Annotated in this window: 17 protein-coding genes and 1 pseudogene; 3 read left to right on the forward strand and 15 right to left on the reverse strand. The window is 62.1% G+C overall.

Annotated elements, in window-relative coordinates; all coding sequences use genetic code 11:
• Positions 1-30: 30 nt before the first annotated feature.
• Together dsdA and QSV36_RS13285 are read right to left on the reverse strand one after the other, a co-directional pair.
• Positions 31-1,374, reverse strand: coding sequence for a D-serine ammonia-lyase (gene dsdA / locus QSV36_RS13280; RefSeq protein WP_289132213.1), 1,344 nt, complete (start codon positions 1,372-1,374; stop codon positions 31-33).
• 71 nt (positions 1,375-1,445) lie between these two features.
• On the reverse strand, positions 1,446-3,164 hold the full coding sequence (locus QSV36_RS13285) for an FAD-dependent oxidoreductase (RefSeq protein WP_289132216.1): 1,719 nt from the start codon (positions 3,162-3,164) through the stop codon (positions 1,446-1,448).
• A 195-nt stretch (positions 3,165-3,359) separates the two neighbouring features.
• Here QSV36_RS13285 and QSV36_RS13290 point away from each other — a divergent pair, with 195 nt between their 5' ends.
• From QSV36_RS13290 to QSV36_RS13300, 3 genes are all read left to right on the forward strand, one after another.
• Entirely contained in the window at positions 3,360-4,136 is a 777-nt protein-coding gene (locus QSV36_RS13290) for an IclR family transcriptional regulator (protein WP_289132219.1), read from the forward strand.
• 140 nt (positions 4,137-4,276) lie between these two features.
• Entirely contained in the window at positions 4,277-5,329 is a 1,053-nt protein-coding gene (locus tag QSV36_RS13295) for a Gfo/Idh/MocA family protein (protein ID WP_289132220.1), read from the forward strand.
• A gap of 29 nt (positions 5,330-5,358) precedes the next feature.
• The gene (locus QSV36_RS13300; protein WP_289132221.1) at positions 5,359-6,174 is read left to right on the forward strand and encodes a sugar phosphate isomerase/epimerase family protein; all 816 of its coding nucleotides are present in this window, start codon (positions 5,359-5,361) and stop codon (positions 6,172-6,174) included.
• A 113-nt stretch (positions 6,175-6,287) separates the two neighbouring features.
• Here the strand turns inward: QSV36_RS13300 and QSV36_RS13305 are convergent, their stop codons facing one another.
• From QSV36_RS13305 to tssF, 13 genes and pseudogenes are all read right to left on the reverse strand, one after another.
• Positions 6,288-7,613 (reverse strand): MFS transporter, encoded by a 1,326-nt coding sequence (locus QSV36_RS13305; RefSeq protein ID WP_289132222.1) that lies wholly within the window; start codon positions 7,611-7,613, stop codon positions 6,288-6,290.
• A 284-nt stretch (positions 7,614-7,897) separates the two neighbouring features.
• A complete protein-coding gene (locus QSV36_RS13310; RefSeq protein ID WP_289132223.1) occupies positions 7,898-8,275 on the reverse strand; it encodes a histone-like nucleoid-structuring protein, MvaT/MvaU family in 378 nt (125 codons plus the stop codon).
• 306 nt (positions 8,276-8,581) lie between these two features.
• The gene (locus QSV36_RS13315) at positions 8,582-9,472 is read right to left on the reverse strand and encodes a DUF6708 domain-containing protein (protein ID WP_289132225.1); all 891 of its coding nucleotides are present in this window, start codon (positions 9,470-9,472) and stop codon (positions 8,582-8,584) included.
• A gap of 8 nt (positions 9,473-9,480) precedes the next feature.
• Positions 9,481-12,464: pseudogene (locus tag QSV36_RS13320) on the reverse strand (T6SS effector BTH_I2691 family protein).
• Positions 12,461-13,390 (reverse strand): DUF4123 domain-containing protein, encoded by a 930-nt coding sequence (locus QSV36_RS13325; RefSeq protein ID WP_289132227.1) that lies wholly within the window; start codon positions 13,388-13,390, stop codon positions 12,461-12,463. The pseudogene QSV36_RS13320 and the gene QSV36_RS13325 overlap by 4 nt, the downstream one beginning before the upstream one ends.
• A complete protein-coding gene (locus QSV36_RS13330) occupies positions 13,387-15,555 on the reverse strand; it encodes a type VI secretion system Vgr family protein (protein WP_289132228.1) in 2,169 nt (722 codons plus the stop codon). Before QSV36_RS13330 ends, QSV36_RS13325 begins: the two co-directional genes overlap by 4 nt.
• A gap of 90 nt (positions 15,556-15,645) precedes the next feature.
• Positions 15,646-16,155 carry an Hcp family type VI secretion system effector gene (locus tag QSV36_RS13335; protein ID WP_289132231.1) on the reverse strand — a complete coding sequence of 170 codons (510 nt, stop codon included), beginning with the start codon at positions 16,153-16,155 and terminating at the stop codon, positions 15,646-15,648.
• Positions 16,156-16,283: 128 nt separating this feature from the next.
• On the reverse strand, positions 16,284-17,153 hold the full coding sequence (gene icmH / locus QSV36_RS13340; protein WP_289132232.1) for a type IVB secretion system protein IcmH/DotU: 870 nt from the start codon (positions 17,151-17,153) through the stop codon (positions 16,284-16,286).
• A 1-nt stretch (position 17,154) separates the two neighbouring features.
• On the reverse strand, positions 17,155-18,492 hold the full coding sequence (gene tssK / locus QSV36_RS13345) for a type VI secretion system baseplate subunit TssK (protein ID WP_289132233.1): 1,338 nt from the start codon (positions 18,490-18,492) through the stop codon (positions 17,155-17,157).
• A gap of 52 nt (positions 18,493-18,544) precedes the next feature.
• Positions 18,545-19,339 (reverse strand): type VI secretion system lipoprotein TssJ, encoded by a 795-nt coding sequence (gene tssJ, locus QSV36_RS13350; RefSeq protein WP_289132234.1) that lies wholly within the window; start codon positions 19,337-19,339, stop codon positions 18,545-18,547.
• Positions 19,336-19,896, reverse strand: a complete 561-nt coding sequence (locus QSV36_RS13355) for an FHA domain-containing protein (RefSeq protein WP_289132236.1) — start codon at positions 19,894-19,896, stop codon at positions 19,336-19,338. The genes tssJ and QSV36_RS13355 overlap by 4 nt, the downstream gene beginning before the upstream one ends.
• On the reverse strand, positions 19,893-20,909 hold the full coding sequence (gene tssG, locus QSV36_RS13360; protein WP_289132237.1) for a type VI secretion system baseplate subunit TssG: 1,017 nt from the start codon (positions 20,907-20,909) through the stop codon (positions 19,893-19,895). The genes QSV36_RS13355 and tssG overlap by 4 nt, the downstream gene beginning before the upstream one ends.
• Positions 20,873-22,639, reverse strand: coding sequence for a type VI secretion system baseplate subunit TssF (tssF, locus tag QSV36_RS13365; protein WP_289132239.1), 1,767 nt, complete (start codon positions 22,637-22,639; stop codon positions 20,873-20,875). The genes tssG and tssF overlap by 37 nt, the downstream gene beginning before the upstream one ends.
• Positions 22,640-22,642 lie beyond the last annotated feature (3 nt).

Consider the following 22,642-nt stretch of genomic DNA (forward strand, 5'->3'; position numbering starts at 1 on the left):
CCCTGGCGCTGCCGGCCCAGGGCTCGGGCGCTAGGTGCCTGGGCAGCGGCCTTTGCCCAGGTAAGCGGCGAATTCCGCCTCCGGCACCATGCTGCCGCCTGTGCCCCACACCAGGTGCGTGGCCCTGGCCATACGCTCACTCGACAAGCCCATGCGTGCCAGGTAATCGGGCGCTTCGAGCACCTTGACCATTCCCGGCATGCCGGCCACCGCCGAAGGTTCCAAGCGTGCATTTTCCAAGTCATGGGCCAGGGCCAACAGCCGGTACAACGTTTCGTCGCTGACCGTGTAATAGCCATCGAGCAAGCGCTGCATGGCCTTGCCGACGAAGCCGGACGGGCGGCCCACCGCCAGGCCGTCGGCGGCGGTCAGGTTGTCGATGCCAAAATCCTGCACGCTGGTGGCGTCATGCAGCCCGCTGTAGACCCCCAGGAACATGCACGGCGAGTGGGTGGGTTCGGCGAACAGGCAGTGCACATGGTCGCCCCACAGCAGCTTCAGGCCGAACGCCACGCCACCGGGGCCACCACCGACACCGCAGGGCAGGTAGACGAACAATGGATGCTCGGCATCCACCTCGATACCGGCTGCGTCGAACTGCCTGGCAAGCCGCTCGGCGGCCACGGCGTAGCCAAGGAACAGGTGCGGCGAGTTCTCGTCATCGACGAAATAGCAGGTCGGGTCCGCCGCCGCCTGCTGGCGCCCTTGCGCCACCGCAACGCTGTAGTCGCTGGCGTACTCGACCACCTTCACGCCATGGCTGCGCAGTTTGTCCTTCTTCCACTGGCGCGCATCGGCCGACATGTGCACGGTGGCCTGGAAACCCAGCCTGGCGCTGATGATGCCGATCGACAGGCCGAGGTTACCGGTCGAACCGACGGCAACCTTGTAGCGGCTGAAGAACGCCCGTGCCTGGTCGCTGGCCAGCGCCCGGTAGTCGCTGTCGAGGCTGATCAGGCCGGCGGCCAGGGCCAGGTCCTCGGCATGCTTGAGCACTTCGTGAATACCGCCGCGGGCCTTGATCGAGCCGGAGATCGGCAGTTCGCTGTCGGCCTTGAGCCACAGCGAACCGCTGGCGTGCAGGCCGGCCGCCTGCAGCAGGGTGGTGTGCAGCCTGGGCAACGGGCGCAATGGCGATTCGATGATGCCGCCGCTGGCGGCGGTATCGGCAAATACACTGGCCAGGTACGGGGCAAAGCGCGCCAGCCGGGCACTGGCCGCACTGACATCAGCGGCGCTCAGGCCGACATCGGCCAGGGCCTGGGCGGCAGGGGCGATGTGCGGGTTGAACCAGCGGGTTTCGCGCAGAGCCACCAGCTCCTCGATCAAGGGGTGGGAGTTGCACCATGCTTGCAGCGTCTTGCCGTGAATCATCGTGGCGTTCCTGAATGGGGCGAGGCTGGCTGAGCGAAGTAATCAGATTTGCCCCTGGTCGGCAAGGCCGATCAGTTGCATTCATAGTTCCGCGCCCCGGCAATATGCCGCCCGGCCACATAGCCAAAGGTCAGCGCCGGGCCCAGGTTGATGCCACCCGACGGGTACCAGCCGCCAAACACACTGGCCATGTCGGTACCCGCTGCGTACAGGCCGGCGATGGGCTGCCCGGCCGCATCCAGCACGCGGGCACTGGCGTCGGTGCGCAGCCCGGCAAAGGTGCCAAAGCAGCCGGGTTGGACTTTCACCGCATAGAACGGGCCGTGTTCGATCGGTGCCACGCAGGGGTTGGGCCCTTCATGCTGCGGGTCGCCCTGCTTGCGGTTGAAGGGTGTGGAGCCACGGCCGAAGGCGGGGTCCTGGCCGTTACGGGCGTGCTGGTTGAATTCGCTGACCGTGGCCTGCAGCCCGACCGGGTCGATGCCGCAAGCCTTGGCCAACGCTTCCAGCGTGGCGCCGCGCCTGAGGTAGCCGCTGCGCAGGTGCGGCCGTACCGGCAGCGGGGCCGGGCGGGCGTGCCCCAGGCCGTAGCGGCGCAGGAAACGGTGGTCGCAGACCAGCCACGAGCACACCTCCTCATGCGGCGGTACGGCGGCGATCATGGCCGCCACGTAGTCGTAATAGCCATGCGCTTCGTTGACGAAACGCCTGCCGTTGGCCAGCACGCCAATGATGCCTGGCTTGCCGCGCTCGATGATGTGCGGGAAGTGGCCGACACTGCCGTCGCGGTGCGGCACCAGCGACACCGGTGCCCAGGCCACTGGCGACTTCAGGTCGGTGGCAACCACGCCGCCAGCCGACTCGCCCAGGCGCAGGCCGTCGCCCGAGCAGCCCTTGGGCGGCAAGGCCAGGTGGTCGTGGCCGCTGGTATCGCGCGGAAACAGTTGCTGGCGCCGTGCAGAGTCGTTGGGGAAGCCGCCGGCAGCCAGGACCACGGCTTTGGCGCGCACCGGTTGTTCGCCCTGCGCCGTGGCGATCACTGCCCCGCACACCCGGCCATTGTCGACCAGCAGGCGCCTGGCCGGTGCCGACGCTTGCAGTTGCACGCCCAGGTCCTGTGCCGACTTGGCCAGGCGCGCCACCAATGCCACGCCGTTGACCAGGTGCATCGCCCGGCCATACCGGGCCAGGTGGTACAGGTGGCGGCCAAACCGCTTGCATACGTGCAGCAAGGCCTTGGGCGAGCGGGTCAGGTTGAGGAACGCGGCAAGGTCGGCACCGGCCATGATCGGCATGCCCATGAACGAGGTTTCGCGCAAGGTCTTGCGCAGGCGCGGCAGCAGTGCGCCCACTTCGCGAGCGTCATAGGGCGCGGCAATCACTTGGTGCCCACCCTCGGCCGCACCTGGCGTGTCGCCGTGCATGTCCGGTATGCCGTTGCCGTCGACAAACTGCAACGCCGTGTGCTGCTCAAAGAATGCCACCATGTGCGGGCACGCCTCGAGGAAGGCGTCTACCAGCTCGGCGTCGTAATACGCCCCCAGCTCGTTACGCAGGTAAGTGCGCGGTTGCTCGATGCTTTCCTCGATGCCGGCCCGGCGCGCCAGCGGGTTGCGCGGCACCCAGGCCCAGCCGCCGGACCAGGCGGTGGCACCGCCGAATACCGGTTCCTTTTCGACCACGATCACCTGCTGCCCATGCCAGGCGGCCGTCACCGCGGCAGCCAGCCCGGCGGCGCCGGACCCTATGACCAGTACATCGCATTCGCTTTCCATCGGGGCGGAAGGCATCACAAGTGTCCTCTATTTTTATTGGAACAAGGTTCCACATTTTTATTGGCACGGCTTCACGCTGCAAGGATGTGATGGGTCGGTCAGGCAAGATATGGGCGATCACCGGACAATTCCTGCCGACTTGACTGCGCCGGCTATCGTGCCTGTGGAATCATCTTCTAGAATCCGCAAAAATTTTCAGGGACCCGAGTCATGGCTGGTAGTCAGATCGAACGCGCCTTCAGTCTTGTAGAACACCTGGCCGGGGAACCGCAGGGGCTGCCTTTGCAAACCCTGGCCGAGCGGATGGACATCCCCAAGAGCGCTACCCACCGCATGCTCGCCGAGCTGGCACGGCTGGGCTACGTACGGCAGAACCGTGACAACAGCCGCTATCAGCTGTCGGCCAAACTGGTGGCATTGGGCTTCCGTTACCTGGCCAGCAGCGGTGCCGATATCATCCAGCCGATTCTCGACCGCCTGGCCCAGGACAGCGGCGAACTGGTGCGCCTTGGCGTGATCGACGGTACTCGCCAGACCTGGATCGCCAAATCCCAGGGCGCCCGCTCGGGGCTGCGCTACGACCCGGACATGGGCCGCGATGCGCCGCTGTTCTATACGGCGTCCGGGCATGCCTGGCTGGCCAGCCTGGATGATGAGCAGGCGCTGCAGATGGTCTTGCGTCAGGGTATCGCCGACCCGGCCCAGTTCGGCCCGAAAGCGCCACGCTCCACCGATGAGCTGCTGGCCTATCTGCGCCGGGCGCGTGAGCGCGGTTACGCCTGGGTCGAGGAAACCTCGGCGATTGGCACTTCGGCCCTGGCAGCGGTCGTGCGGCGCCCGCAAAGTGACCAGGTGATTGGTGTGCTGAGCATCGCCGGGCCCAGTGCGCGCCTGGCGCAGAGCCGCCTGGCAGAGCTGGCGCCGTTGCTGCTGGCGGCAGCGGAGGAACTGTCGCTGGCCAGCCGGGCCAGCGAGCTGTTTGCCTGAGTGCGCATTTCTGGTCGATAACCGCACAGTCTGTGCTGCCTGTACTTCTTGAAAGCGGAACTTGGTTCTAGATTGTTGAACGAAGATTGTGGAACCTGGTTCCGGAATCCTCGGTACAACAATCACAAGAGGACAGGCTGTTGAACGCACCCCTTCGAATCGCCTTGATCGGCGCCGGCCTCATGGGCCGGCAGCATTACCGCCATCTACTCGATGTGCCGCAAGCCCGCCTGTGTGCCGTGGCCGATCCGGGCCCGCAGGCCGAGGCTTTCGCCGCCGAATGCGGCGTGCCGTGGTTTGCCGACCATCGGCGCATGCTGGAAGGCGCGCGCCCCGAGGCCGTGATCGTCGCCAACCCCAACAACCTCCACGTCGCCACTGCGCTGGACTGCATCGAGGCCGGCGTACCGGTGCTGGTGGAAAAGCCGGTGGGCGTGCACCTGGATGAAGTGCGCGCGCTGGTCGAGGCCTCGCGCCGGCGCAATGTACCGGTACTGGTCGGCCATCACCGTCGGCACAACCCGCTGATCAGCCAGGCCCGCCAGGTGATTAACGATGGCAAGCTGGGCCGCTTGATCAACGTGACCGCGCTGTGGCAATTGCAAAAGCCCGACAGCTACTTCGAAACCCCATGGCGCCGCGAGCCGGGTGCCGGTTTCCTGCTGACCAACCTGATCCATGACCTCGACCTGCTGCGCCACCTGTGCGGTGAGGTGGAGCAGGTACTGGCCTTCACTCGCAACGATGTGCGCGGGTATGCCAACGAAGACAGCGCAGCGGTGTTGCTGCAGTTCGCCAATGGCGCGTTGGGCAGCCTGACCGGCTCCGACGCGGTGGCCGCGCCCTGGAGCTGGGAACTGGCCTCTGGCGAAAGCCCGGTGTACCCGCGCCAGGATGGCCAGCCGTGCTACTTGCTCGCCGGCACCCAGGGCGCGCTGAGCATTCCCCAGCTCAAGCGCTGGCACTACGCCGAGGCGGGCGCGGGGTGGCACACGCCGTTGCTGCAGAGCGAGGAAAACATTCCCGCCGGCGAAGCATTGACCTTGCAGCTGCAGCACTTCGTGCGGGTAGCCCGCGGCGAGCAGGCGCCGCTGATCGACGCGGCCGACGGTGGCCGCACCCTGGCCTTGATCGAAGCGATCCGCAAGGCAGCGGACAGCGGCCGGGCCTGTGCGCCCGAGCAGGTGGCCTGAATGCGCGTTTCATTGACGGGTGACAACTGATGACTGACCGAATGTTCTCCCTGGCAGCGCTGACCGTGCTGGAGCTGTCTCCACCTGACATGGTTGAAGCGGCAGCCCGTGCCGGTTACAGCCACGTTGGCCTGCGCCTGGTGCCGGCCACCGAGCAAGAGCTGCATTTTCCGCTGGTGGCCGATGGCGACCTGCGCCGCGAGACCCAGGCGCGTCTGCGCGACACGGGTATCAAGGTGCTGGACCTGGAAATCCTGCGCCTGAAGGCCGACACCTGTGTGGCCAGTTTCGAGCCGATTCTGGCCGTGGGCGCCGAACTGGGTGGCACAGAGCTTCTGGTGGCTGGCAACGATGCGGACGAGGCGCGCTTGACCGAGCGGTTTGCCGCGCTGTGCGACCTGGCGGCGGGCTACGGTATTCATCCGCACCTGGAGTTCATGCCCTGGACCGATGTACGCGACCTGCGCCAGGCCGTGCGGGTGGTAGCCAATGCCGATCGCGGCAATGGCTGCGTGCTGGTGGATGCGTTCCACTTCAACCGCTCCAACTGTTCGTTGCATGACCTGGCGCAGCTGGCGCCGCAGCGCATGCGCTATGCCCAGTTGTGCGACGTCGCCGGCCCGGTGCCGGCCGACATGGACGAAATCCTGCGCCAGGCACGCAATGAACGGCGTTTCCCCGGCGAGGGCGATGCCGACCTCGTCGGCCTGCTGCGCACCTTGCCGCCGAACGTACCGCTGAGCCTGGAAATCCCCACGCGGCAGCTGCTGGCGCAGGGCATCAGTGGTGAACAACGTGCGCGCATGGCACTGCAGAAAGCCATGGCGGTGCTGGCCAAGATTTGACCGAAGCAGCGCGAGACTGCATTTGTTCGCTGGCAAGCCAGCAGGCATGACCCCTTGCGGCTCGACAAAAAAAAAGGGCCCGCAAGGGGCCCGCAGAGGAAGTGTCAGCGCGCCTAGGCGTGCTCGACCTTGCGCGGTGCCATGAAGTACATCCACAGCAGCGCCAGGAAGTACATGGCCGGGATCAAGGTGAACAGCAGCGCATAGTTGTTGTGGGTGGCGGTCAGTACGCTGCCGACGATCTGGGTCATGAACATGCCGCCAATCGCCGCACACATGCTGCCGAAGCCGAACACCGTGCTCACCAGGTGCCTGGGTGTGTAGTCCATCACCAGGCTCCAGATATTGGCCGTCCACGCCTGGTGCGCGCCCACCGCCAGCGAGATGGCGGCCACCGCGACCCACAGGCCACTGGCATTGGCGGCGAAGATGACGCTGAGCATGGTGCAGGCGAAGATCAGCATCGACACCAGCCGCGCCCTGGTGGCGCGCATGCCACGCCCGATCAGCCAGGACGACAGGATGCCGCCGCCGATGCTGCCGAAGTCCGCCGTCAGCCAGATGATGATCAGCGGGATTCCCATCTGGGTCACGTTGATACCCAGGCTGTATTGCTGGTTGAGGAACGGAGGCAACCAGTACAGGTAGAACCAGAACACCGGCGCGGTAATCGCATAGGCCACGGCGAAGGCCCAGGTGCCACGCAGGCGCAGGATGCGGCTGAACGGCACGCGGCTCGGCTCGGCGGTATCGCCCTGCTGGATGTATTCCACCTCGCTCTGGCGCACGCGGGGATGGTCTTCCGGGTTGTAGTACTTCAGTACCCACAGCACCACCCACACCAGGCCCAGGCTACCCATGGCGATGAACGCGGCCTGCCAGCCCCACACCGCCAGGATCAGCGGCAGCAGGGCCGGGGTGACCATGGCGCCGACGTTGGTACCGGCATTGAACAGGCCGGTGGCGATAGCGCGTTCCCCCGCCGGGAACCACAGGCGCACGGTCTTCACACAGGCCGGGTAGTTGGCCGCCTCGGTCAGGCCGAGGATGAAGCGGCAGACCATGAAGCCGGCAGCCGACGTGGCCAGGCCATGCGCGCCGGTGGCCAGGCTCCATAGCAGCACGGCGAAGAAGAACGCGCGTTTTACCCCGACCTTGTCGATCAACCTGCCTTGCAGCAGGAAACCGATGGCGTAGCCGACCTGGAACCAGAAGTTGATGTTGGCGTAGTCCATCGCCGTCCAGCTCATTTCCTTGGCCAGGATTGGCTGCATGATGCCCAGTGCGGCGCGGTCGATGTAGTTCAGGGTGGTAGCGAAGAAGACCAGGGCAAGCATGCCCCAACGGGTCTTGCCGACGGCGAAGGCGCCGCGAAGCTTGTCGCCGATCGAACCCTGGGGCGTCCGAGGGGGGGCGGGGGTGTTCGTGGAGTGGTTCATAAACTGCTCGTTCTTGAAATTGTATTCAGCTGCGATGCTACGCGTAGGCGCCAGTCCCAGGCAGGGGACATGCAAGGCCGGTGAATGGTGGGCAGTGAAGGCGGCAGCGTCAATTCAAGTGAGAGGCTAGTGTTCGGTTATCGAACGGTTGCGGTGGCCTGCGGGCGAGGCGGTGGGGCGGATCATGGCGATGTAGAGGGAGCCCTCGTCTCGGCACCGCAGGCCGGGAAGGTGTCGGCAGGGGGCATTAGTGTTCCTGGCAGGTATGAGTTGGCACCAGGGTGTCAGTACCACACAGTTGCCCAGCGTTTCACCTCCTCGCGGCCGTATTGTTGGATCCATCGTTGCAGCGTTTTGTTCAAGGTGCTCTTCGCTTCTATTACCTCAGCGGTGTACGGGTTTCTGTAGTACCTGCTTTGCCGTGCCCTGAAGCGGCGCAATGGAAGTGGAGGCGACCATGAATGGTTGCGATCTTCGTCTTCTATTCCGCTGATCGCCAATATGTCCGATAGGCCGAACTGGTATTCGGCAAGCAGGTCGTGGAGTTTGCTTTCGAACTCGAATTCTCGTTTGAGGTGCGGGTCGATCCTTATGAAGGGCAGCTCGGACTTCTTGGCGGCGAGCAGGTGCTCGAGTGCGCGGAACTCGGCAAGTCGGGACATGTTTTACCTCCATCGTTTGATGGGTAAGTGTTAGTGGCTGTCGAACGGTAATGCAAGCAGAGAAATAATTTGTGAAATATTCAGGATTGGCAGCGGGCGCATCGTCTTGAATGGGGTGTTTAATTCTGGTTTGGTTGTGTAGGTTTATTCCCACACTGAAGTTGGTTAGTTGTAATAAGTTATGAGGACTGTTTATCTTGGCGGGGCGTCGGGCCGCAAGGCAGCCCAACTGTTCGATTGAGGGCTTTGTCCAATGGCGGGCTTCGCCATGGGTCGGGCAACCATGACGAAGGCCAACCACGGGCTTCATCTGCGTTTCTTTCTAGTGGGTTGAACGGTAGCTTTTTGAAAGGCTTCCGGAGGTGGCGGGGCTGCGCGGACATTGAACAGCCGACAGACGCCGTACCAGCAGATGGCGACTGTCAGGTTGTAGGGAAACAGTACGGCCCAGAACGGTAGTTGCCAGTTTTTCTTGCCTTGCATCTCACCAGGCTCGCCGGTTCGCCAAGGGGCATAGTGGCGCCAGGCTTCGGCCGGGGTCAGGCAAATGGCGTGAAGCGGCCGGTGCCACCAATTGGGTTCACCAGGTGGGGGGAGTTTGTCGGGACCGTGGTCCATGAAGTGACGGAGGTATTCCCATACCTCGGCGACATGCTTGACGCTGGCTTCGGTGGGTTCGTTGCTGTCGACCCAGAGGCAGTCCTTTTGGTGAAGGCTGCCGTCTTCCCGGCGAGGGGCGAAGGCGAGGGCATAGCTGGTGCTGAAGGAGGAGCCGCCAAACTCGGTGCGTTTGAAAATGCCACCTCCGGTGTTATTCCAATCAAAGACTACGGTCTTGCTCAATCGTTGATAGTATAATTTTTTAGATATTCGGTTTAGGTAAATGCTTGATAAGCTTTTTATGAGATATATTCGATAGATCAGGAATGGAGTGAACACGAATGGTGTTATTAGGAGTAATAGCATTAGTACGGCGTCTTCGGTGTATATGTCCAATATGTCTGGGAGGAAATAGGGGTATAAGCCGATTAGTAGTGTGAGCATCATTGCGCAATATAGTTTTCCCATAAATACAGAGTCTGTTACCCATGGGTTTCGCAAGCATAACGTATTTTTGGATAAGCTTAATAATTGCCCGCCAATGGCAGGTTTGTTGCCTGAGTCGGACGTAGTGTTGAATAACCAAAGGGTTGCCATAATTAGCGCTATAGACGAAAAGTTGACAGAGTCTCATTCTCTTCATCTAACCCTTGATTGGCACTATAGGCTAAATGCAATGAGACATACATTTGGTTGGCTATCGGGCTCACGAAATGCAGGACTAGACCAGCATCCACAATATGGCCGGACGGGGTGATCGGAAGTACGTCCACTCTTTGGCCGTCACGGAGGGTGCTCAAGCTCCCTGACCATTCGCTTACCCCAAGCACAAAGCCAGGCAGCAGCACTGTGAACTCAACAGTTGGTCGAGGTGTGGCTACTTCGTTATGTGTAATAGCGGTCCAGTTTGGAGGAGTCCAGTGATTGTCATGATGCCATCGGGTGTCGGCTTTAGTTATGCCGAGTGATAGTGCCTGTTCGGCTGAAAGTAGTTTCGGCCCATAATGCTCGCTGTGCCAAGCTTTAATTTCCGCTTGCAACGAACGGAATTGCGGCAGTTTTTTTCATGGTCCAAGGGGATGCCAGGGCGAACCTCGCCATCATTATCACGATTGCCGAAGATGCAACGTGCTGCCCACAACTCTATTGGGCTGTGAATTCGCTCATGTGCTTTGGCATGAAGGTAGAGGCCCCCTGCAATAATGACTGTTCCTGCAAGGACAAGGGCAGCGGCGGCCCATCCAGCGAAGGGTATAAACGATGTCGCACCCGCAACGGCAAGTCCAGCTTCGAGTACAACGGCAGAACCAATAGCCATGGTTAAACCACCAGCGATTGTGAATCTGCCTGCAGTGGAGTCACCGTTATTGGACTGGCGAATTCCCTTGAATGTATCAGAGAACATACCAAATATTATTGCCGGATATCCTGCTAAACGCGCAAATAGATTACTGCTCAGAAATCTGATAATCCCGTTGCCAAACGTCATCCCTGGCGCGGTCGAACTCAACCTCAGCATCACGGCTTTCTGCGTTGCGCGTACGCTGACCAACGTCGACGCCGCCGCACCGATAACACCGAAAATCGATGAAGCGAAGCCCATGGTGTATTCCGGCGCATCACTTTTCTGCAGGCTGCTGTAGGCCGTCTTCAGCGATAACACGTTGAACCACAGCATCCCGGCGTTCAACCCGCCGCCAACGCTGGATGTCAGCAACCCGAGGAAGTTGGGTTTCACCCGTACGGTAGTGGTCATTTCAACTGAAACCGTCCGGCTCCCCGAGATACGCAGGCGCTTCATTTCCTCCACCTGCGCCATGCCGCTTTTCAGGTACTTCTGCACCTCCTGGCTGAATGGATTTTCCCTGATCGCCTGGTCGGTAATCCGATAGCGTGCCGCCAACAGCCCGAGCGCTTTCTCGGCATTGGCTTCACCTGCCGCCAGCAGCACTTGCTGGCGCAGGCCACGGCTGGCATCCCAGCGAGTCTGCCCACGCAGGCGCCTGAGCACCACGGTGTTGACCGACTGGGCCGTCAGGTCGGTGATGTCGGCCATGGCCGGAAAACGCCCGGCCAAGCCTTCGATCACGTTGTCGCTGGCGCCGAGCAGGCTGCCGATCGCGTCGGCCTTGTCCTTGAACGGGTTGAACGGGGCGAGGGCGGTGTAGAGCGGGCTGTCGTGCTGGTCCAGCCACTGCTCCAGGCGCTTGAAACGCCGGTCCTGGTCTTCGGTACCGGGGGCCGGCTGGCCCATCGGCTGGATCAGCAGCGCCAGGGAGATTTCCAGCCCGCGGGCAGAGGTGAGTTCGTCGCGGTCGTAGCAGGCCAGGGCGGCGGCCAGGCTGTAGGGATCGTCGATATGCCGGGGTTCGGCGGTTGCCAGCCAGGCGTCATGGTCGTGGCTGGCTTGCAAGGCCTGGTTGCGCAGGGCGCCGATGCGCTGCGCCAATTCATCGCGTTCGGCGAGGAAGCGCAGGTAGCTGGCGCTATCGAGGCGCTGTGCCAGGCGCGCGCCATTGGGTGAATAGTCTTCGTGAGTGAGGGCCTGGAACCGCGATGCCGAGGGCGACAGGGCAGGCCCGCGCCGTTCCGTGCCCAGCCGGAACGCGGCCAGCTCCGGGGATGGGGCATCCGCCGGGTACAGGCTTTCCAGGGTCTTGTCCAGCAGCATGGCGACCAGGTTGCGGTGGTGGAAGTCGCGGCTCTGCGGGCTCAGCTGTTCGGCATCCAGCCGGTAGCAGGCCGGTACCCGTTCGTGCTCGGGGCCCTCGGCGGGTTTCAGGTGTTGCAGCTGCTCGGCGGGCATCAGGTCGCGCAGTTGGTGCTGGTAGGCGGACACCGACAGGCTCAGGTCCAGGGCCATGCCCTCGGCGTCGGCGAGCGCCACCACCACCGGTACCTTCGGCTGGGTGTAGGGGTAGTGCCGGCCAACGGCAACGAGGTTGCCGATGGGCAAGGTTTCGCTGAGCGGATCGCTGCTCCAGGTCAGTGGCATGCGCCGCGCGGCGGGCTTGAAATCTTCGACCCAGGTGGGCAGGGCACTGACTGGCAAGACGTGGGGCTGGGTTGAGGGGGCCTGGCTGGCGCTGATGAGTTCGGCCATGTCCAGCTGGCGCATGTGCCGTTTGCGCAGGGCTGGCGAAGCGCTGATGCGGGCGGTCATGGCGTTGGTCCACAGGTGCGGGCTGTAGCCGATCCACACGTCGCTGGCGGTATCGGGGCAGGTGTCGGCCCAGACCCAGCCCAGGGTGCGGCTGGACAGGTAGCGATCGCGCAGGTGGTAACCCTCCAGGCCGCGATAGCGCAGTTCCTTGTAGAGGCCTGCGCCGAGGTACTCGTGGATGACCAGCTTCTGGCCCCGGGGGCCTTGCATGAACACGTAGACATAGCCCGGGCGCAGGGCGCGCAGGGTGTAGGCGGAATGCTGCAGCGGGGGGAAATCCTGCTCGAGGTTGAAGCCGGCATCGGCATAGCGGCAGGCGGGAGCGTCGCCGCTGCGCGGGACGATGGCATAGCGTACCGGCAGGATGGGAACGCGTGCGCTGCAGGCAGGGCCGGAGGTGGCGCTGCTCACGGAGGCGTCGTTCATGGGGCGGGCTCCTCGCTTTCGATCAATGCATGCAGTTCGTGGAGCCGGCTCTGGGGTGACTCCTTCAGGTTGGTGTAGATTGTCACGGCCTGATCATCGGTCATGAGCCACATGTGCCTGGCGATCAGCCTGATGAATTGCCCAGCGACCTCCTCATCGCGAAAATTCAGCGCCTTCAATTGCGGCAGCAGGTTTTCAATCCATTGCCTGATGTCCGCCAATGTGTGGCTGGCATGCTGTGGCAGGGCTGCTACCTCGTGAGCCAAGGTGAGCACGAAGTGCTCGTGCAGGCCTGCCTGCAGCCGTTCCAGTTCGACCTTGCTCAGGGAGAGTGGAGCCTGCGAGAAGGCACGAGCGCTGGTCGGGTTGCGCTCGAGCGTCTTCCACTCGTGGGCTGGTCCCCAGTTGACTCGCCAGGCCAGTGAAGTCACAGGCCCAAGCCAGGCAGCCCGATGATCGTCATCCAGTGCATCCAGCCAGGCTGCAAGGTGATCCGCTCTGAACTGGAACGTGGCCAGCCCCTGGTCGGGAACCGACACCTGTACCAGGCTGGTGAAATGGTCCGCCAACCCGCCAAGGTCAATATCGGCATCCAGCGCGATGGCACCGCCAATGGGCATCCAGGTAGCGATTGCATGGGCAAGCAGTTCGGGCGCGTCTGCCACGTACACCAGCAGGGGCCCGAAGTCGTGGCGCTCGTCCAGGGCACTGCGCTTCCACAGCCACGCCTGCCGGGTGTTTCGGCGCACATCACTGACCAGCTCAAGTACCGAAGGGGCATAGGCCGGCACCAGCTCGCCATTGGGCAGAATCTGGGATATTGGCCGGTAGGCCCAGTACTCGAGCACGTTGGTCATCAGCAGCAGAAAGCGCGCGCTTTTCCCGAACTGCACGCTTGGCAAAGTGTTTGAGGACGTGGTTTTCATCGACCTGGCCCTCTGCGACAAGGGCAGTCGGGCAACGGGCAGGAACCATCAGGGCGGCGCCCGCACTGGCGATCCAGTGGCTTGCCAGGGTCTGGAGCGCCACTGATGGAGAACAGCTTGCCTGCTCCATCCGCCGATTGCAGCACCTGACCGTTGATGCGTATTGTCGGGCTGTCCAGGGTTATGCCTGCCGCGTCGATCCGGATCGAGCCGCCAGGACCCTGGATGACCACCGCTTCTGCTGTACGCAGCTCATAGCGCTGGGTACGCCTGCGAATTTCACCGCGGGCCTCCAGCTCAACATGCCCTTCCACCTGTTGCTCAAGATTGCCGCCAATGCGGGTGTGGTGGTTGGCAGCGATCTGGTCATGGCGGTGGTTGCCGATGGTTTCAACCCGGTCCTTGGCGATCTTGATTGTCTGGTTTCGACCGATAACGAGTGTGGCGTCATGGCCGATGTCGACGCGTTCATCATTGCCAACGGTTTCAACGCGGTCACGGCCAATCAGAATGGACTCGTCGTTATTGACCTGTTCCTTGCGGTCATTGCCGATCTGCGTGGACTCATCGTGCCTGACCACAATGTTCTGGTCTTTCTGTGCATGGATGAAGACTTCCTCCTGCCCCAGTTCATCTTCGAAGCGCAGCTCGTTGAAGCCATCGCCCTTGTGGGTCTGGCTCTTGATCGTCATGCGTGTCTTGTGCCGCGGAAGGTCGTAAGGCGGCAGTTGATCTGCGCAGTAGGTACGTCCGGTAATCACCGGCTGGTCAGGGTCGCCATTGACGAACTGGATGATCACCTCCTGGCCGATCCGGGGGATGGCCATCGAACCCCAGCTGCCACCCGCCCAGCCTTGCGATACCCGCACCCAGCAGGAGCTGAACGCGTTGTTCTGGCTCTCGCGGTCCCAGGGGAAGCTGACCTTGACCCGGCCCCACTCATCGCAATGGATCTCTTCGCCGGGCGGGCCGACCACCGTGGCCATGTGGGGACCATCGACGCGAGGCCTGGGCAGCGGTGCAGGGCGCCACTCGGTTCTGCCAGGGACCAGCATTGCGGTTTGCTGGTAGCGGGTGCTCTGGTCGGCGCCGGCGGCTTCTTCCTGCAGGCTGGTGAACTGGCTGCCGGTGTGGCTGACCGCATTCACTCGCCAATGCACATTGAGGTCGTCTCGCGGGTGGCCGGCAAGTGTGAAGCTCAGGCCAGGTTGCAAGCGCGGGTCGTCGCCTTCGACCTCGGCGATACGTACATCGTGACGCAACGCGGTGATGCGGTTTTCGGTAAACGGCTTGCCGACGGCATCAGACTTGTAACGGCCCGGATAATCGAAGCGTTCATAGGCGCTGGACTGGTGCTCCAGAAAAGGCCCCGAAGCGCTTTGCTCCAGGCGATAGGCTGGTTTGGTGAAGGTGTAGTCGCGCTGCACCTGGCGGGCGGTACGCACTCGCTCGCTATAGCGCAACCGCCGTAGACAGGGGGTTGCCTGGGCGCCGCCGCCATGCGATTGATACAGCACACGGCGCGGTTCGCCAGGCTTGTCATCAGGGTCGAAGCCTGCTTCGTCATGCCTGGCGGGGGTTGTAGCGGACGGGATATTTCCGAATGCGAGTACTCGGTCGCTCAGGATGAGTTTGTGATTGTTTTCGGTATGTTCGAAGCGATAGACGAAGCCTTCTTCGGCCGCCAGGCGGGAAAAGAAAGCGAGGTCGGTTTCTCCGGCCTGGACGCAGAACTCCCGCGCCGGGTAATCGAAACCTTTGGCGATATGGTATTCAGTAATGCCTTGGCGCTTGAGCATCATTTCGAGAATCTGCGGCACGCTCTTGTGCTGGAAGATCCGCCAGTTCGAGCGAAGGCCGGCGCGGGCCAGTTGCGGTTCGACGACGGCGCTGTAGCGGGTGCGATGCGGGCCACTATCGGCCTGGCTGAACGCGCTGATCAGACCATGGACATGCCGCAAGGGGCAGTTCGCACGGCTGATGGTGAACAATGCCGGCTTGTCGAGTAACTGCCCGAAGTCGAGGTCGTGTTCGTAGCTGATGAGTTCCAGTTCCAGCTTGAAGTTCTGGCTGATACTTTCCTTGAGGGTGAAGGACACGACCTCCAACGCGGGTCGGTAAACAAGCGGTTGGAAGCTGTAATACAGGTCGGATTGGCTAGGCATGAGCAGTCCTTGTTCACCGTCTGATAGTCTCCAGGTATCCGGGCGGCGAAGCCGTCCGGATCATCCAATGCCTGGACGCGTGGTTGGGTGTCAGGATTGTTGCCAGTCGTCAGACCCTTCGGTGCCGCAGATTTCGTGGCATTCCGTTATCTTTCGATAGGAAAACCAAAGTTCCACCTCCTGATGTCGCGGTGTGGAGGTGACTTCTTGTGCATGCGGCTGCTCGGTCCGCATCTTGATGATTGTCGCGTCCGTCAGAGTCGTTGTGTAATAGTGCTCGTTGGGGTCTTCGCTGGTGGCGCGAAACTGCTTGATTGTCACTTCCGGCAATAACTCTGCCTTGCAGATTGCTTCCAGTAACAGCGGCTTGGACTTGTTCGTGGTGAAGGTCACCTTGTACGGCCCATGCACACGCTTGCCAGACGGTTGGCCGTTCTGTGGGTCGATCGGTGTGGTGATTTCATGTTCGACCTTTTGCAACATGATTTCACTTTCAAACTCGGACTGGTAGATATTGCCGATCGACGCCGCCGTGCTTGCGCCTTCGCTGATATCGCCTTGCACTTTGCCGGTGACTTTCAAATATGCGGGTGAGGCCATTGTGTACTCCAGATTTACACGGGTTACATGCCCTGTCTCGCAAGGGCATGGCCATCGGGAACGATGGGCTTGTCAACGAGGCGGGCGCCTCGCTAATTCGTGGCAGTCGATGATGCGTTTCAGCTGGATTACTGCTGCAAAATGCCGTTGAGGGATTCCAGTACTTCGGTGGTAATCAAGTGCAGGCGATAGCTGTAGATCCCGTAGGCCACGGCCATGGCAACCAGGGAAATCACCAGGGGACTCCACCATGGCCATTGCCGGTTCATGCGGAAATTTCGCGGCGCGACATGGGTGTAGGGGTCGCATACCGCTTCGGGTGCAGGGCCGCGTAGTTCACGAAGCATCCTGTGAAGCTGGTGGATCAGCGCGTTCAGCGTTTCTTCGCCTTTTGGCGCGATGGCGTACTTGCCTTTCAGCCCCAGGCACAAGGCGAAATACATGAATTCCAGTACGTCCTGATAACGTGCGGGTTCCTGCATCAGACGGGACAACACCGTGAAGAATTTTTCCCCACCCCAGGTTTCGTCGTGGAAGATGCTCAGCAGGGGTTCCTGGCTCCAGCAACTGTTCTTGCCCCATGGCCTTTCCATGACCGCTTCATCGATGTACAGGCACAGGGCGTAGGAATAGGCGAGCGCCTGGGCGGGCTCGTAGCCGTGCTGGCGGATCTCCTCCTGGATATTCTCGATCTGGTTGCGCACTTGCTGGTGCACCTTCTGGATATTGGGCAACTCATCCAGCGTGCGCAGGCGTATGACCAGGCCGAACAGCGGTGCTGCAGCATCCAGCATGAGGTTGTCGTAGCCGCCCCGCAGTTGGAATTCCGGATCCGCCGGGTAGCCTTCCTCAACCTGTTCCGGCGGCGGCGTCTGCGCTGAGGCTTCCGGCTCGGCCGAAACAGCTGGCTCAGGCGGCAACGGCTTGCCGAGCGCTGCCTGCAGTGGTGCGCTTTCAACACGTGTGGTGCCGGTGGGGGTAGTGTTGTTGCCTTTCATCTCATTCACTCCTGATCGCCCAGAACTGCAGTTCAAGCCCAGGGAAGTCCCCTGCGATATGGATGCCGAAGCCGTTTGCCGTCTTCATGCATGCCCAGGCTGGATCACGCCGGTCCAGTTCGAAGTAGCTGAAGCCTGCATGGAAGGGCAGGTCGCGAGGCGCCACTGGCAAGGGATTCAACGGGATGCCGGGGAGCTGCAGCGGCACCAGTTCCTCCAGCGATTCCAGCGACGTGATCTTGGCTTTTTGCACGAACATCTGGCGTAACACCTGCGGTTGCAGATGGGCGCCCACGGCGATGACGAAGTCGGCCTCATCGATCAACCGGCGGTCGTCCAGCGTGGCCTTCATCACGCCGTAGTCCAGCGTTTCCAGTGGCAATGACACGGCACGTGGTTGCAGTACCGTACTCAGCGCCCGGCGTAGCGTGTCCTGCAGTGGCTGGAACGAGGTGCGCAGCGCGGTGTGGTGATAGGCGGGGTATTCCTGCGGCAACCGATCGGGGTCGGTGAACGTCACGAATTCACCGCAGGCCTGGCTCATGCACAGATAAAGCTGCTCGGGGTGCGTCTGGGCTTGCCTGGCCAGGTGCTGGAAGCAGGGCCACCAGCGGTTCATGGCTTGCAGCAGATTGAAGTCGCGGATGTCGGCGATACCCGACTGGCGCCCCCCGCCGAGGCGTGTGGCAAGGTTGCGCCCACGTTCGCGCAAGGTATTGGTGATTTCCTCCAGGAAGCGTTGCAGCGCCGGTATCGCCCGTACCGATACACAGGTGGGGTAGAACGCTTCGTCCAGCTGCAGGCTGCCGTCGGGACGACGCTCCAGGATACGTGCCAGGGCCAGGCGGGTATAGGCGCTGCTGTCTTCGGTCTGGCGTTTGAGCTGCAGGTTGGGAACGGCCAGGTCGACTGAAACCAGGTCACCGTCAGCGCTGTGGGTGTCCTTGATTTCGTGGGCCTGGGCGATGTAGCGCAGGTTGGCAGCGTGGTCGGGCCAACTCACTTCACGCCCGCCATTGGTGCGCAAGGGCAGGCACAGATACACCTCGCTGTCCCTCGCGCCATCATCTTCGATTTCCAGCGGTGGGGGCGGCGGCAGATCGGCGGGAATATCGAACACCGTGCCATCCGGCATGATGCCCCGGGCCCGGGTGATGGCGATTTTGCCAAGGGTCAGATACTCGTCGTTCAGCTGTAGTTCGCTGAAGCCATAAAAGGCTGCATTGAGGCTACCCAGGCGTTGCTGCAAGGCTGCTTCGCTGGCGCGGGCTGCCTGTTGAAAATGCTGCGGCTTGACGAACAGGCCTTCAGGCCAAAGAACAGGATTACGGGTACTCATGGGCACTCCATGTCAGCGCGAGTAAGCGAAACGGGAAGGGTTGTCGGCCTCATCAATCCTCTTCCTTGAGCAGGATCTGCGTGTCGTTTACCAACACCGACAGAATGATCTGGTGACCGCGTGGCGGAATGCGCAGCACTTGCTGCCAGGTGGCGTTTTCCTGGTTTCGGTAGTCGCCGATGACGGCGACGAAGCGGGTGTCAGGCTCAATCGGGGCGAAGGGGATGAACTTGAACTGGCCGGGCCGCAGCAGGTAGTCGTCATCGCGGATGTAGGTGCTGCGCAGGGCTTTGGCAGGGTCCTGCTCCAGCAATTCATAGACGCTGTTGCGTAGCAGTGAGTCGTCACGCAGTTGCAGGATCTTGATGGCGATGGGGGTCGCCACGGCCTCGCTGGCCACGCTCGTGGCGCGCGGCATGGTCAGGACTACCGTCGAGTCGTCGTAGCTGCCGGGTGTACTTTCCTCCAGCGGCGAGCGAACCGGAGCGGCGCCGTCTTCCTCGGCCAAAACCACGGCCGGGGTTGCAGGGAATTGCTCCTGGAGGTATTCGAACAGGGTCCCGACTTTCTCAGCCAGCACGTAAGGGTCGCTTGCGCTCAGGCTCACGGCGTAGGGGCTGGGATCCAGGGCTGTCGCCGGTTCGACGGTGGGATCAAGGCTGTTCGGGTTGCTATTGAGGGTCGGGCTGGCGTTGATGCTGAATGCAACCGCGGTCGGCTGATCCTTGGGCGGCCCGATGGGCAGCGAAGGGTCCAGGACCACCTGGCTCACCCTGCTCATGGCGGTACAGCCGGCAAGCGCGATCAGCGCGGTGCAAAGGGCGGCGGTGAACAGATGTCGGGTCATGCGCCTTCTCCTGCAATCAGGCGCTGCAGCGGGTTCTCCGACGATGGCCTGGTCACTGCAACGGCATCCAGTGCCGCCAGCGGGTCTTTCCCGGTGTCGCAGCTGAAGACCGAGCAGATTTCGCTGGCCGCCTGGGGCGCTGCAGGGCTGGGCTGCCAGGCCTGGGCCGAAGTCTCGGCGAGCAACTGGTCCAGCACGCTGTGGTCAGGGGTGAACAGCGCGTCCAGGCGTGCATCGGCGTGTGCGCACTGAACCAGCAGCCGATAGTTGCCGACACGAAGCTGGTCGCCCTCGACAAGCCGTCGCGCAGGGCGCTTGCCAAGGCTGACACTGCTGTCGTTCAGGTAGGTGCGGTTACAGTGGTCAATCACACAGAAGCTGCCCTCCAGCCAGCGGATTTCGCAGTGGATGGGCGCCACGCTCTGCTCGCGGTCAGTGAGCAGCCAGGTAGCCGCTTCGCTGCCGATGGTGCCGCCCGTGCGCTCGAACCGGTGCCGCGCTGTCACGCTGTGCTGCAATTGGTCGAGATTGATGACGCTCAAGGTCAGGCTGCTCATGCGCGCCCCCGAAAGCGGACAACAGGGCAGACCCGGCCGTGGCGGTCGTCGACAAAGCTGGTCCAGCCCAGGTAGGCCCCCTGGCTGCGATGCAGGCAGAATGGGGATAGCGCATTGCGCTTCAGGCGCAGCTCCAGGTCATAGGCCAGGCCATCGCGCAGCAACAGATCGATCAGTGCGCGCAAGCGGTCGAAGTTGACGCCGCCCGGAAGCAGATCGTGCAGCTGCTTCTGGTCGAGTTCGCCAATCACGATGGTGAACTTGCTGCTGCGGGTACGCGTGCGACTGCCCAGCATGAACGTGCGGCCCAGTTCGCCATTACGCCGACCAAGGCAGGCCAATTGCTTCAGCGTGGTGGATACGGAACGCGTTTCGAACTCGCGAATATGGACCTGCTCGAGGTCGAAACAGTGGGCAATGATGCCGGCGACGGTTCCTGGCGCACGGCTGCGGCTGGCAATGACACCCGCGAAGCTGAGCAGCCGGCTCCACGGCAGCGCGGTGTTTCCGCGCAACTGCCTGTCGTTCAGGCCGAGCAGCGCAAAAATGTACTGAGAGAAGCCATCGGTGGCTCCCGGCTGGAAGCGGATGTAGTAGCGGTATTTACGCCAGATGCGATGCAGCAGGCTGAGCAGGTAGTGGTTGAAGAAATCGAAGAATGCCGGGCGCACACCGATACCCTGTGCATGTTCGTAGGCCACCTGTTCCAGGTAATAGGTCGGCAACGGCGAGTCGGTGCCGTGCAAGCCCATGAAGGTCGTGCACACCCGATAGCGCTGCTCCTGGCCGGGCATACGTTCGGCTTTGTATACGTCCGAAACCGGGAAGGTCAGCCGCGGGTCGCTGGCAAGCCGTACCCGCAACCGGGTGGCCTCGCTTGGCCAGCGTGGTTCAAGGTCATCGCCGTGCAGTCCGTACAAGCGTTCCAGCAACTGGAAGAAGTTGTACTGGTGCGCGTCGGCGAGCAGTCTGTCGGCTAGATCAGTGGTTGTTTGCCGGTCTGCAGTGGCCATGTGTAGTGCTCGTTGTTGGTGATGTTGATCACTTCCAGTTGGTGGAAGGAATTGATGCTGGCGTACAGCGCGAAGAAGTGGGCCAGTGCGCAACTGAACAGGTAGAGGTCGCCTTCGCAGAGGAAGGCAGCCTGGTCCAGCTTCAGGCGGGTACGCAGCCCGCGAATGGGCTGCCCTTTAATCAGCCAGTCCAGGGGCTCTGTATGGATCTCGCGGATGCCGTCGAGGTGCTTGCGCGTGGTGCGAGCGTGCTGGATGTCGTGCAGCGCGGCGAAGTCGTACGCGCGAATCACTGCTTTGAGTGGATCGACCGATAGCAGTGACAGGTAGTTGAGTGACATGTTGGAAATCAACGCCCACTGCAACTGGCCGTCCAGCACCGGGCGATAGGGGCGCGACGGCGCGCAGATGTTGGTGTAGGTGGCGAGGGGAGGCGTAGCCTCGGTGAGCACGTTGATGTCATCGATGCCCAAAGCCAGCGGCAGGTCGCGGTTGGTGCAGGTCAGGTCGATGGACGCGGTTTCCAGCTCGCCGATATAGGCGTTGGCATCCGCGCGGACAAAGGCGATGCGGTGAGTGACGCCTTGGTCGCGCAAGGATTCTTCGACCGTGTAGCGGTAATACAACGCCGTGCGGCCTTGCACGTGCTCGATTTCGTGGGCGAACGACTCGAATGGCCGGAAGATTCTGAGGTGTTCGCCGATGCTCCCGTCCGCGGTGGTGCGGGTGCTGATGACCGCATCGACGCTGAAGATCTCGTGAGCGTACTGCTCCGAGCCTTTGGGCTTGAGCTCGAACTGGGCTTTGCTGCTGGACAGATCGATGGGTTCGGCGCTGTGTTCGAACAGGTTGACCGCCGGGGTGCAGAACAGCTTGAAATCGGCTTTGCCGATACGCAGCGAATCGGGTAACAGGCGGCAGAAGTGGAATTCGATGTCGACCTGCTTGCTTTGCTCCGCAGGCCAAAGCCTGTCCAGCCCGGTGAGGGTGAAAAAATGGAAGCGCTGCGCGAACATGAAGTATTCCTGCAGGATCCGGTAGCCATCAAAGACATTTTTCGGGTAGGGCAGCAGAGCTTCATCAGCGCTGAAACCGGGAAAGGCGAGGCTGCTGGCCGGCAACCGGCGCACCTGGCCATTGACGGTTACGCAGACATGCTCGAGGTACTGCGACATCCACAGGTACAACGTACGGGCGGTACGCTGGTCGCCGCTGAGGTGAAAGTCGAGGCTGGTACAGCCCAAGGTGTTCAATGGCCGTTCGACCAGCGTTCGCAGGCGGATGCGGACCACTGCGCTGTCGAGGGTCTGGGTCGCGGCAACCGCGTTGATCTCGAACGGATGAATATTCACCGGGGTGCAGGTGCGAAACTCGCAGGCGACACCGTCCACCGGCTTTGAGAACAGCCTCGAGCCTTTGGCAATCTGTTGTGCCTGGCTAAGCGCCTGCATGCGTGGCGTGAACTGGATGATCGTCGCGCTGGGCAGGGGCCGAAGGTAGTTTGGCCACAGTAACTGCAGCATGGGGTGGGTCAATTCCGGCAGGTCGTCTTCCAGCTTCAGCCTCAGCCTAGCTGTGAGAAAGGCGAACGCTTCCATCAGGCGCTCGACATCCGGGTCGCTTCCCCCGGTGCCAAGCAACCGGGCCAGTTGCGGGTTGTCCTTGGCGAAGTCGTTTCCCAATTCGCGCAGGTACCGCAGTTCTTCGCTGAATCTGTCCTTCAGTGACATGGT

The organism is Pseudomonas sp. BCRC 81390 (assembly GCF_030341915.1).
Taxonomy (GTDB): domain Bacteria; phylum Pseudomonadota; class Gammaproteobacteria; order Pseudomonadales; family Pseudomonadaceae; genus Aquipseudomonas.